The 11,337-nt window shown below is 75.1% G+C and carries 11 protein-coding genes; 7 read left to right on the plus strand and 4 right to left on the minus strand.

The features are described 5' to 3' along the window. Positions 1-17 precede the first annotated feature (17 nt). Positions 18-848 (plus strand): trans-aconitate 2-methyltransferase, encoded by an 831-nt coding sequence (locus AB0I11_RS30180; RefSeq protein ID WP_357328235.1) that lies wholly within the window; start codon positions 18-20, stop codon positions 846-848. Next, positions 845-1,870, plus strand: coding sequence for an adenosine deaminase (locus tag AB0I11_RS30185; protein ID WP_357328237.1), 1,026 nt, complete (start codon positions 845-847; stop codon positions 1,868-1,870). Before AB0I11_RS30180 ends, AB0I11_RS30185 begins: the two co-directional genes overlap by 4 nt. Here the strand turns inward: AB0I11_RS30185 and AB0I11_RS30190 are convergent. The 3 genes from AB0I11_RS30190 to AB0I11_RS30200 form a co-directional block, all read right to left on the minus strand. After that, positions 1,827-2,114, minus strand: a complete 288-nt coding sequence (locus tag AB0I11_RS30190) for a hypothetical protein (RefSeq protein ID WP_357328240.1) — start codon at positions 2,112-2,114, stop codon at positions 1,827-1,829. The genes AB0I11_RS30185 and AB0I11_RS30190 overlap by 44 nt on opposite strands. A gap of 227 nt (positions 2,115-2,341) precedes the next feature. Next, positions 2,342-3,733 carry a HAMP domain-containing sensor histidine kinase gene (locus AB0I11_RS30195; protein WP_357328243.1) on the minus strand — a complete coding sequence of 464 codons (1,392 nt, stop codon included), beginning with the start codon at positions 3,731-3,733 and terminating at the stop codon, positions 2,342-2,344. A 29-nt stretch (positions 3,734-3,762) separates the two neighbouring features. Then, on the minus strand, positions 3,763-4,452 hold the full coding sequence (locus AB0I11_RS30200) for a response regulator transcription factor (RefSeq protein WP_357328246.1): 690 nt from the start codon (positions 4,450-4,452) through the stop codon (positions 3,763-3,765). A gap of 73 nt (positions 4,453-4,525) precedes the next feature. On the opposite strand from AB0I11_RS30200, the gene AB0I11_RS30205 reads away from it, so the two are divergent. Next, positions 4,526-5,452 carry an ADP-ribosylglycohydrolase family protein gene (locus AB0I11_RS30205; protein ID WP_357328248.1) on the plus strand — a complete coding sequence of 309 codons (927 nt, stop codon included), beginning with the start codon at positions 4,526-4,528 and terminating at the stop codon, positions 5,450-5,452. A 90-nt stretch (positions 5,453-5,542) separates the two neighbouring features. Here AB0I11_RS30205 and AB0I11_RS30210 read toward each other — a convergent pair whose 3' ends face one another. Beyond that, a complete protein-coding gene (locus tag AB0I11_RS30210) occupies positions 5,543-6,430 on the minus strand; it encodes a DUF1775 domain-containing protein (RefSeq protein ID WP_357328251.1) in 888 nt (295 codons plus the stop codon). Positions 6,431-6,646: 216 nt separating this feature from the next. Here AB0I11_RS30210 and thrS point away from each other — a divergent pair, with 216 nt between their 5' ends. The 4 genes from thrS to AB0I11_RS30230 all read left to right on the plus strand — a co-directional run bounded on the left by thrS (position 6,647) and on the right by AB0I11_RS30230 (position 11,247). Beyond that, positions 6,647-8,659: a threonine--tRNA ligase gene (gene thrS / locus AB0I11_RS30215; protein WP_357328254.1), complete on the plus strand. Its 2,013-nt coding sequence runs from the start codon at positions 6,647-6,649 to the stop codon at positions 8,657-8,659. A 61-nt stretch (positions 8,660-8,720) separates the two neighbouring features. Next, positions 8,721-9,278, plus strand: coding sequence for an HIT domain-containing protein (locus tag AB0I11_RS30220; protein ID WP_357328257.1), 558 nt, complete (start codon positions 8,721-8,723; stop codon positions 9,276-9,278). 208 nt (positions 9,279-9,486) lie between these two features. Next, the gene (locus tag AB0I11_RS30225; protein ID WP_357328260.1) at positions 9,487-10,113 is read left to right on the plus strand and encodes a hypothetical protein; all 627 of its coding nucleotides are present in this window, start codon (positions 9,487-9,489) and stop codon (positions 10,111-10,113) included. Positions 10,114-10,188: 75 nt separating this feature from the next. After that, positions 10,189-11,247 (plus strand): aldo/keto reductase, encoded by a 1,059-nt coding sequence (locus tag AB0I11_RS30230; RefSeq protein ID WP_357328263.1) that lies wholly within the window; start codon positions 10,189-10,191, stop codon positions 11,245-11,247. Positions 11,248-11,337 lie beyond the last annotated feature (90 nt).

An 11,337-nucleotide genomic window follows, 5' to 3' on the forward strand; every position in this document is an offset into this window, starting at 1 on the left:
ACGGTTTGGAGGCCGCCATGTGGGACCCGAGCACCTATCTGCGTTACGGCGACGAGCGCTCCCGGCCCTTCCACGACCTGCTGGCCCGGGTTCCGGCGGAGCGGCCGCGCGCCGTCGTCGACCTCGGCTGCGGTCCGGGCACGTTGACCGCCGCCCTCGCCGACCGCTGGCCCGGCAGCCGGGTCTGCGGGCTGGATTCCTCCGCCGAGATGATCGCCCGTGCCCGGGCCCTGGCGCGTACCCGTGCCCTGGCCGCGGCCCGCACCGTGGCCGGGCCGGTCACCTTCGCGGTCGGCGACGTCCGGTCCTGGCACCCGGAGCCGGACGTCGACGTGGTGGTCTGCAACGCCGTGCTCCAGTGGGTGCCCGGCCACCGGGACCTGCTCACCCGCTGGGTCGCGGAGCTGCCCACCGGCGGCTGGCTCGCGGTCCAGGTGCCGGGCAACTTCGACGCGCCGTCACACCGGGCGCTGCGCGAGGTCGCCGGGCGGGACCGGTGGCGCGACACCCTCGCCCCGCTGCTGCGCGAGGCACCCGTCGACGACCCGGTCGACTACGCCGCGCTGCTGGTCGGTGCGGGCTGCGCGGTCGACGCCTGGGAAACTACCTACGTGCACCTGCTCCCGGCCGCCGCCGCCCCGGATCACCCCGTGCTGACCTGGATGGAGGGCACCGCGCTGCGCCCGGTCCGGGCCGCGCTGGACGCCGCCGGCTGGACCGACTTCCGCGCCGAGCTGGGGGTACGCCTCGCCGAGGCGTACCCGGTCCGGCAGGGTCAGGTGTACTTCCCGTTCCGCCGGATCTTCGTGGTGGCCCGCACCGGCGCCCACGCAGAGGAGAACCCGTGACCGACCTGTCCACCTTCATCGCCGGCCTGCCCAAGGCGGAGCTGCACGTGCACCACGTCGGCTCCGCCTCGCCCCGGATCGTCGCCGAGCTGGCCGCCCGGCACGAGGGGCGCAGCCCGGTCCCGGCCGACCCGGAGGCGCTCGCCGACTACTTCGCGTTCCGCGACTTCGCCCACTTCGTCGAGGTCTACCTCAGCGTGGTGGACCTGATCCGGGACGCCGACGACGTCTGGCTGCTCACCCACGAGGTGGCCCGGGAACTGGCCCGGCAGCAGGTGCGCTACGCCGAGCTGACCGTCACCCCGTACTCGCACGTGCACCGGGGGATCCCCGCGCCGGCGTTCTGCGAGGCCATCGAGGACGCCCGCAAGCGCGCCGAGGCCGACTTCGGCATCGCCCTGCGCTGGTGCTTCGACATCCCCGGCGAGGCCGGGCTGCCGGCCGCCGAACAGACCCTGCGGATCGCCCTGGAGCAGCGGCCCGACGGGCTGATCAGCTTCGGGCTCGGCGGCCCCGAGATCGGCGTGCCCCGGCCCCAGTTCAAGCCGTACTTCGACCAGGCCCGGGCGGCCGGGCTGCGCTCGGTGCCGCACGCCGGCGAGACCACCGGCCCGGAGACCATCTGGGACGCGCTGCGCGAGTTGGGCGCCGAGCGGATCGGGCACGGCATCTCCGCCGCGCTCGACCCGGAGCTGCTCGCCCACCTGGCCGAGCGGCAGATCCCGCTGGAGGTCTGCCCCACCTCCAACGTCCGCACCCGGGCCGTGTCGCACATCGAGGAGCACCCGCTGCCGCAGCTGGTCCAGGCCGGCGTGCTGGTCACCATCAACTCCGACGACCCGCCGATGTTCGGCACCACCCTCGACAACGAGTACGCGGTCGCGGCCCGGCTGCTCGACGCCGGCCCTGAGGGGATCGCCGCGCTGGCCCGCAACGCGGTGACCGCGTCGTTCCTGGAGCCGGCGGAGCAGGCCCGGCTCAGCGGCGAGATCGACGCCTACCTGGCGGCCGCGCCGCGCTGACCGGACCGGACGGCACCGGCCGGCGTCGCACCTGCGCCGGCCGGTGCCGTCCGGCCAGGACCAGTCCGAACCCGGCCAGCGCGACGGCCGACGCGGCCAGCCCGACCGGACCCGGTCGCGGCACGACGCCGGCGTGACCCGGACCGTACGCGAGCACCGGGTCCTGCCAGATGGCGAGGGTGAGGGCGACACCCACCCCGATCACGGCGGCCCAGCGGAGCAGCCGGCTGACGGTCGGCGTCATCACGGTCACCTCACGCCCGGGCTCGACGGGGGAGTGGCGCGCGGCGGGAGCGAGGTGTGGGGGGACCGAACTCCCGCCGCGCGCTCGGCTCCGCCGGCCGGAGTATTGCGGGGCGTCCCGGCCGACGGAACTGATGGGTTCGTTGTCGATGCTGACAGCTCCGCGGGCCGGCAGGGCCGCCGTTAACCCACATCTAAGGAAGACTTGCGGCGGCCCACAGCCAGCGGTCAGCGCGGACGCGGCCAGCGCCGGGCGCGAACGCGCGGCTCCCGGGCGTCCCGGGCCATCCGGCCGACCAGCCCGAACCGGTTGACCTGTCGGGGTGCGGCCTCCGGATCGGCCAGCAGCATCACCACGCTCGCCCCGCCCAGCCGGGCCCGGTCGATGCTCACCGACCCGTTGGCCTGCAGGGCGACCCGCTTGGCGATGTCCAGCCCCAGCCCGGTGGAGCCCTGGTCGCTGGCGCCCCGGCGCAGCGCCCGGTCCGGGTCGGGGATGCCCGGCCCGGCGTCGTCGATCCGGATCGCCACCCAGCCGTCGCGCCGGCTCACCGCCACCTCGAACGCGGTGCCCTGCGGGGTGTAGCGGAACACGTTGCCGATCACCGCGTCGAGCGCGGCGGCCAGCTCCGCCCGGGGCACCGGGGCGGGGATGCGCAGCTGCGCGCCGACCACCCGGTGCGGGCGGTTCTGGTCGCCGGCCAGGGCCGACCAGAACACCATCCGGTCCCGGACCACCTCGCTGACGTCGCACCGGGCCGGGGCGGGCTCCTGGCCGACCGCCTTGCGGGTGGTCTTGATCAGCTGGTCGACCTCGCCCTCCAGCGTGACGATGGCCTGGCGGATCCGCCGGATGCCCCGGCGGCGGTCCAGCTCCGCCTCGCTGAACGTGCCGATGCTGGTGTCGTCGGACTCCAGCGCCTCCGCGTCCAGCCGCAGCGCGGTCAGCGGGGTACGCAGCCGGTGCGACAGGTCGGCCACCAGTTCCCGCTCGTCGGCGCGCAGCGCCACCAGCCGCTCCGCCATCCGGTTGAAGGCGTGCCCGGCGGCGGTCAGCTCCCGCGGCCCGGTCGGCTCGACCCGTACCCCGAGGTCGCCGTCGCCGATCGCGGTGGCCGCCGCGACCAGGTCGCCGGTGGCGTCCACCACCCGGGCGGCGACCCGGTCGACCACGATCACCGCGGCCCCGACCAGCGCCAGCGCCACCGCGAGCAGCAGCAGCCACCGCCCGCCGCCGCCCGCGTCGAGCGCCTCGTCGGGAACGAAGACCTCCACCACGGCGACCCGGTCGCCGAGCACCACCGGGTCCAGCCGGAGCACCCCGCCGGGCACGTCGGTGACCACCGACTGCCGCTGGGCGGCGGCGCGGGCGAGCGCGGCCGGGTCGGCCCGGCCGCCCGACTCGTCGGCGCCGATGCCGTGCACGACCGGCCGGGACGCCGGATCGTCGCCGCTGGCCGCCACCGCCCGCGCCACCACCGTCGGGTCGGTGCTGGCGGCCAGCGCGCCGGTGACCAGGGCGCCGCGGCGGGCCGCGTCGGCGAGCTGTTCGTCCCGGGCCTGCTCGCGCAGGGTGATGCCGAGCGGGATGAGGAAGGCGAGCGCGACGAGGCTGCACATGCCGGCCGTGAGCCAGGCCAGCGTCAGCCTCAGTCCGGCGCCACCAGCCGGAAGCCGACCCCCCGCACGGTGCGCAGGTAGCGCGGCTTCGCCGCGGACTCGCCCATTTTGCGGCGCAGCCAGTACAGGTGAACGTCGATGGTCTGGTCCTCGCCGACCGACGGCTGCCGCCATACCTCCTCCAAGAGTTCCCGCCGGGACACTACCCGGCCGGGACGTGCGGCGAGATACGCCAGCAGGTCGAATTCCTTGCGGGTCAGCGCCAGCGGCTCGCCGTCCAGCACCGCGCTGCGCTCGCCGACGTCCACCCGCAGGCCACTCACCGTGTGGACGGCCGGCTGCACGGACCGGCTGGCCCGGCCCGCCCGGCGCAGCACCGTGGTGATCCGGGCGTCCAGGTGGGCGCCGGTGAACGGCTTGACCATGTAGTCGTCGGCACCCGCCCGCAGCAGCCGGACCACGGACTGCTCGTCGTCGCGAGCGGTGGCGATGATGATCGGTACGTCGGTGATGCCGCGCAGCATCCGCAGCGCGTCCGAGCCGTCCAGGTCGGGCAGGCCGAGGTCGAGCACCACCAGGTCCGGGGTCTCGGCGGCCACCCGGCGCAGCGCGTCCAGCGCCGTGCCGACGGCGTGCACGGCGTGCCCCCGGTCGGCGAGGGACCGCAGCATCGCGCCGCGTACGACGTGATCGTCTTCGACCAGGAGCACGGTGGCCACGTCAGCACCGTACTCGGCGTGGCAAGTTGATCGCGTTGCGGCGTTCCCGGGAAGCGGGCAAGCTGGGATGGCGATGACGTTCACCCTGTTCCCGGACGCCCGCCTCACGCTCGCCCGCGAGGCGCTGACCGGCCTGTCGGTGGGTGACGCGCTCGGCTCCCGGTTCTTCGTCCCCGGCGGGGCGGTCGCCCCCTGGCCGGACGCGTTGCCGCCGGGCCCGTGGCCCTGGAGCGACGACACGGAGATGGCGTGCTCGGTGCTCGGCGTGCTCGCCGCGCACGGCCGGATGGAACCCGACGCGCTCGCGCTCGCCCTCGCCGCGCACTACGACCCGGCCCGCCGCTACGGCGCCGGCGCGGTCGAGCTGCTGGAACTCATCCGCGCCGGCACGCCCTGGCCGGTCGCCGCCGCGTCGGCGTTCGACGGGCAGGGCTCCTACGGCAACGGCGCGGCCATGCGGGTGGCCCCGCTCGGCGCGTGGCACGCCGACTCCGTTCGGCGCGCCGCCGACCAGGCCCGCGCCTCGGCCGAGGTCACCCACGCCCACCCGGAGGGGATCGCCGGGGCGGTGGCCGTCGCGGTGGCTGCCTCGCTGGCCGCCCGCGCCCGGCTCGACGGCGACCGGCCCGAGCCGGCCCGGCTGCTCACCGCGGTGGCCGGCCTGCTGGAGCCGGCCGGCGAGGTGCACCGGGGCATCCGGCGGGCCACCGCGCTGCTCGGCCGCCCGGCTGTCGAGGTGGCGGAGGCGGTGGGCAACGGCTCGCGGATCACCGCGCCGGACACCGTCCCGTTCAGCCTCTGGATCGCGGCCACCCTGCTGCACGACTACCCGGCCGCGATCCGCGTCTGCGTGCAGGCCGGTGGCGACGTCGACACCACGGCCGCGATCGTCGGCGGGGTGGTCGCCGCATACACCGGGGTGGGTACACCGGGCGGCGTGCCGGAGGGCTGGCTGGCCGCCCGCGAACCGCTGCCCCGCTGGCTCACCACCCCCGCCTGATCGTCCCGCCCGGCCCGCGAACGAGATCTTGGTGCGAGGTGGCCCCGCTGCGGGCCGTTTCCTTCCCAGATCTTCGGTGTTCCCGCATCGTCAGCGCTGAGCGCCGGCGGTGGCAGCGGGTTGGGCGGTTGGGTCGGGGGGCAGGTCGGCGGGCGGGGTGGGGGGCGGGGTGGGGGAGTCGGTGGTGTCGGGGGACAGGGTCAGGGTGCCGCGCCGGCGGCGGCTGAGCAGCCAGCCGATCGCGGCCCCGCCGGCCAGCCCGGCGAGCAGGCCGCCGCCGAGCAGCAGGTCCGCGCTCGGCCCGTCGTCGGTCGCCCCGGCCGTCAGGCCCCCGGCGGTGGCCCCGCCCGGCGCCGCGCCGTCCTGGCCGCCACCGACGGCGCCGTGGCCGCCGTGGGCCGCGCCGGCCGGTCCGGCGTCGCCGCCGTGCGCGGCGGTGCCGGGCGGCGGCGGCAGCAGGGTCACCGTCGGGGCCGGGTGCGCCCCACCCGGTGGGTCGGCCCAGCGCACCACGGTCCCGTCGGCGTACGTCTGGATCACCTGGAAGGTGAGCCGGTCGGTGGCCGGCATCGGACCCATGCCGAGTGACAGCCGCGCCGCGCCCCGGGTGCCCGGCATCCGGATCCAGGTCACCGCGTCGGTCACCTGGTCCAGTTCGGCGGCGTGAATGCCGGCGACCGGCTGGTCGAGGCGGCGGGTGGTGATGCTCGGCGCCCAGTCCGGCACGGACAGCGGGTAGACCTCGCCGATCGGGGCGTCCGCCGGCATCTTCAGCTCGATGCGGGTGGTCCGGCTGCCGCTGCGCTCCTCGGGCAGCACCACCGCCAGCTCGATCGCGTCGCCCTGACGCACCTGGGCGGGCGAGGTCGTGACGGTCACCTCGGCGGCGCTCGCCGCACCCGGCCAGCCCAGCGTTCCCGCCGCCACGGCGGCCAGCAGCGCGGCCGCCCGCAGGCGACCCCGACGGGTCATCGTCATGGTCGTCCCCATCCGTCTCGGCGCGGCCGGCTCCGGCTCCGGCCACACCCGGTAGTTCGGGCCCGGGGGCGGAAAGGTTCAACGCCGGGGCGAATTCGGCGACACCACCGGCCGGGACGCGCGCCGTGGCCGACGACCCGCGACGGGCGACCGATAGCATCGCAGGGGCGCCGCCGGGCGGCGCCGCACATCGAACCGTCGACGACAGGAGTCACCGTGTCCGCACCCCGTACCCCCGTCGTGGCCGACCCCGTCGTCGTCGCCGCCGGGACGACGGCGGCCGACGCGGTGGCCGCGGCCGGACTGCCGACGACCGGCCCGAAGGCCGTCGTGGTGGTCCGCGACCCGCAGGGCGTGCTGCGCGACCTGGACTGGAAACCGGCCGAGGAGACCACCGTCGAGCCGGTCGCGCTGGACTCGCCGGACGGGCTGAACGTGCTGCGCCACTCCACCGCGCACGTGCTCGCCCAGGCCGTGCAGGACATCTTTCCCGAGGCGAAGCTCGGCATCGGCCCGCCGATCGAGAACGGCTTCTACTACGACTTCCAGGTCGACAAGCCGTTCCAGCCGGACGACCTGGCGAAGCTCGAGAAGCGGATGCAGGAGATCATCAAGTCCGGCCAGCGGTTCCGCCGGCGTCGCTTCACCAACCTGGACGAGGCGCGGGGCGAGCTGGCCGCCGAGCCGTTCAAGATGGAACTGATCGAGGTCAAGGGGGAGGGGCTGGACTCCTCCGAGGTGATGGAGGTGGGCGGCGGCGAGCTGACCATCTACGACAACCTCGCCGCGAACGAGGACAAGGTCTGCTGGTCGGACCTGTGCCGGGGCCCGCACCTGCCGAACACCCGGCTGATCGGCGCGTTCAAGCTGATGCGTTCCGCCGCCGCGTACTGGCGGGGCTCGGAGAAGAACCCGCAGCTGCAGCGGGTCTACGGCACCGCGTGGCCGACCCGGGACGAGCTGAAGGCGTACCTGAAGCTGTTGGAGGAGGCGGCCCGGCGCGACCACCGCAAGCTCGGTGCGGACCTCGACCTGTTCAGCTTCCCCGACGAGATCGGCTCCGGCCTGGCGGTCTTCCACCCCAAGGGCGGGGTGCTCAAGCGGGTGATGGAGGACTACGTCCGCACCCGCCACATCGAGGAGGGCTTCCAGTACGTCGGCACCCCGCACATCTCCAAGGAGGGCCTCTTCCACACCTCGGGCCACCTGCCGTACTACGCCGACGGCATGTACCCGCCCATGGAACTCGAGGGCGCGGACTACTACCTCAAGGCGATGAACTGCCCGATGCACAACCTGATCTACCGGTCGCGCGGGCGGTCCTACCGTGAGCTGCCGATGCGGCTGTTCGAGTTCGGGTCGGTCTACCGGTACGAGAAGTCGGGCGTGGTGCACGGGCTGACCCGGGTACGCGGCCTGACCCAGGACGACTCGCACTCCTACTGCACCCGGGAGCAGGCGCCGGCCGAGATCAAGCACCTGCTCAACTTCGTGCTGAGCCTGCTGAAGGACTTCGGCATCGACGACTTCTACCTGGAGCTGTCGACCCGCGACGAGGCCCGGCTCGACAAGTTCGTCGGGTCCGACGAGGACTGGGCGACGGCCACCGCGGTGCTGGAGCAGTGCGCCCGGGAGACCGGGCTGGACCTGGTGCCGGATCCGGGCGGCGCGGCCTTCTACGGCCCGAAGATCTCCGTGCAGGCCAAGGACGCCATCGGCCGCACCTGGCAGCTGTCGACCATCCAGTACGACTTCAACCAGCCGAAGGGCTTCGGGCTGGAGTACCAGGCGGCCGACGGCACCCGGCAGCAGCCGGTCATGATCCACTGTGCGAAGTTCGGCTCGATCGAGCGGTTCATCGGCGTGCTCACCGAGCACTACGCCGGCGCGTTCCCGGCCTGGCTCGCCCCGGTGCAGGTGGTCGGCATCCCGATCCGCGAGGACCACACCGACTACCTCCAGGACTTCGTCAGCACGCTGCGCAAGCAGGGCATCCGCGCCGACGTGGACGCCGGTGACGACCGGATGCAGAAGAAGATCCGCAACGCCCAGCAGCAGAAGATCCCGTTCATGGTGATCGCCGGGGACGACGACGTGGCCGCCGGCACCGTGTCGTTCCGCTACCGGGACGGCTCCCAGCGCAACGGGGTGCCGATCGCCGAGGCGGTCGCCCACGTGGTCGACGTGGTCACCTCCCGTACCAACTCCGGTCCGTCCGCCGAGGGCTGAGGCGTGGGCGGGGGCCCTGCCGCGCGGCGGACGGGCCCCCGCCGCCCGTAGGATCGCTGCTGTGACAGGGGCGGAACGGCACACGGACCACGGCACCGACAGCGGTCTGGCGGACGGGCTGGAACGGCTCTGGACGCCGCACCGGATGACCTACATCTCCGGCGAGGACCGGCCCGAGGGCGGCTACGAGAAGCCGGCCGGCTGCCCGTTCTGCCGGGCCCCCGGGCTGCCGCCGGAGGAGAGCCTGATCGTGGCCCGCGGCGAGCACGTCTTCGCGGTGCTCAACCTCTACCCGTACAACCCGGGGCACCTGCTGGTCTGCCCGTACCGGCACGTCGCCGACTACACCGACCTGGACGCCCCGGAGACCGCCGAGCTGGCCGCCTTCACCAAGGACGCCATGCGGGTGGTCCGCCGGGTCTCCAGCGCCCACGGCTTCAACCTGGGCATGAACCAGGGCGGGGTGGCCGGCGCCGGCATCGCCGCCCACCTGCACCAGCACGTGGTGCCGCGCTGGGGCGGGGACGCCAACTTCATGCCGGTGATCGGCCGGACAAAGGTGCTGCCGCAACTGCTCGCCGACACCCGGGACCTGTTCGCCAAGGCCTGGCCGGCCTGACCCCGGCCTGGCCTCCCCCTGGCCTGACCCCGGCCTGGCCCGGCTGACCCGGCCTGCCCTGGCCCGGCCTGACCGCTGCCTGCCCCTGGCGCGGCCTGGCCCCGGCGCGGCCTGACGCCGGCCCGGCCCGGTCTGGCCCCGGCCTGGGCGGTTCGCGCCGCCGGGTCGGACACTTCCGGTGGCCTCGCTCGACACTATGATCTTGCCCATGGCTCTGCTGCACCGCGCCGAACTGCGCCCCTCGAAGCTCGACCTGCTCACCGCCTGGCTGCCCGGCCGGCCCTGGTTCGCCGGTACCGCCGGCGCCGACGTCACTCGGGTCGCCGGGTACCGCTTCGACGACCCGGCCGGCGAGGTCGGCATCGAGACCATCCTGGTGCGGGCCGGGGACGGGCCGATCCTCCAGGTGCCGCTGACCTATCGTGGCGCGCCGCTGGCCGGCGCCGACCGCTGGCTGGTCGGCACCACCGAGCACTCGGTGCTGGGCCGCCGCTGGGTGTACGACGCGGCCGGCGACCCGGTCTACCAGGCCGCGCTGGCCGCCGCCGTCCTGGACGGGGCGGGACAGGCCGAGGAGTACTTCGAGGTGGACGGCCGCCGGGAGGTGCGCGCGGCCAGCATGACGGTGCGCGGCGGCCGGCTGGCCGGCGTCGACGCCGCCGGGATCGGCGCGGTCCGCGAGGTGGTCGACGCCGAACCCACGCGCCTGGTGACCGAGCGGGTGGAGCTGGCCCTGGTCCGCCGCCCCGGTACCGGTCCCGCCGAGGGCGGCCTGACCGGCGCCTGGCCGGAGCTGACCGAGCCGGTCGTGCTGGCGTACGCGACGCCGCGCTGAGGTCGCCCGTCGCCGTCCGGCCACCCCGGGTGACATTCTTCCCCTCGACCGTGCTCGAGGTGACAGGATGCGGCGATGGCAGTCAGCACGCGGCCGCTGGGCCGCAGCGGCATCGAGGTCAGCGCCCTCGGCATGGGGTGCTGGGCGATCGCCGGACCGTGGGCCGAGGGGACCCGGCCGCTGGGCTGGGGCGTCGTCGACGACGCGGAGTCCGTCCGGGCCGTGCGGCGCGCGCTCGACCTGGGCGTCACCCTCTTCGACACCGCCGACGCGTACGGGGCGGGGCACGGCGAGCGGATTCTCGGCCGGGCCCTCGGCGGCCGCCGCGACGAGGCGGTGATCGCCACCAAGTGGGGGTACACCTTCGACGAGCGGAGCCGGCAGGCCACCGGGGAGGACGCGTCCCCCGACTACCTGCGCCGGGCGGTGGTCGACTCGCTGCGCCGGCTGGGCACCGACCGGATCGACCTGTACCAGCTGCACCTCGGTGACCTGCCGGCGCCGCGCGCCGAGGCGCTGGTCGGCACCCTGGAGGACCTGGTGGCCGACGGCCTGGTCCGGGCGTACGGCTGGAGCACCGACCGGGCCGACCGGGCCGGCGGCTTCGCCCAGGTGGCCCGGGGCGCCACCGCCGTGCAGCACAGTCTGTCGGTGCTCCGCGACGCCCCCGCCATGCTGGCGGTCTGCGACAAGCACGACCTGGCCAGCATCGCCCGGGGGCCGCTCGGGATGGGCCTGCTGACCGGCAAGTACACCCCGGAGTCCACGCTGCCCCGCGACGACCTGCGGGGCAGCGCGCCGACCTGGCTGGAGTGGTTCCGCGGCGGGCGGCCCGCCCCGGAGTGGCTGCGCCGGGTCGCCGCGGTGCGGGACGCGCTGACCGCCGACGGCCGGACCCTGGTCCAGGGGGCACTCGGCTGGATCTGGGCGCGCAGCGACCGCAGCGTGCCGATCCCGGGGGCTCGGACGGTCGCGCAGGTCGAGGAGAACGCCGCCGCGCTGACCCGGGGCCCGCTCGCCCCCGACCAGTTCGCCGAGGTGGAACGCCGGCTCGCCGCCCTGCGCGCGGCCGCCCTACGCGACGCCGACCGCCCCCACTGGCCGATGCCCCCCGTCCCCGCCGCCCGCCCCTAACTCGAAAATCGACCGTAACTTGACGTGCGGCAGCATCCCGCGTCGCGGAGCGGCGCGGGATGGGTCTTGTTGGGTGGTGCGTTAGGCGGC

The organism is Micromonospora sp. NPDC050495 (assembly GCF_040655175.1).
Classification (GTDB): Bacteria; Actinomycetota; Actinomycetes; order Mycobacteriales; family Micromonosporaceae; genus Micromonospora.

Excerpts from the sequence above, each read along its gene's own strand:
- AB0I11_RS30195 (WP_357328243.1), bottom strand. The coding sequence starts at position 3,733 with ATGTGCAGCCTCGTCGCGCTCGCCTTCCTCATCCCGCTCGGCATCACC.
- AB0I11_RS30230 (WP_357328263.1), top strand. The coding sequence starts at position 10,189 with ATGGCAGTCAGCACGCGGCCGCTGGGCCGCAGCGGCATCGAGGTCAGC.
- AB0I11_RS30205 (WP_357328248.1), top strand. The coding sequence starts at position 4,526 with ATGACGTTCACCCTGTTCCCGGACGCCCGCCTCACGCTCGCCCGCGAG.
- AB0I11_RS30210 (WP_357328251.1), bottom strand. The coding sequence starts at position 6,430 with ATGACGATGACCCGTCGGGGTCGCCTGCGGGCGGCCGCGCTGCTGGCC.
- AB0I11_RS30190 (WP_357328240.1), bottom strand. The coding sequence starts at position 2,114 with ATGACGCCGACCGTCAGCCGGCTGCTCCGCTGGGCCGCCGTGATCGGG.
- AB0I11_RS30225 (WP_357328260.1), top strand. The coding sequence starts at position 9,487 with ATGGCTCTGCTGCACCGCGCCGAACTGCGCCCCTCGAAGCTCGACCTG.
- AB0I11_RS30180 (WP_357328235.1), top strand. The coding sequence starts at position 18 with ATGTGGGACCCGAGCACCTATCTGCGTTACGGCGACGAGCGCTCCCGG.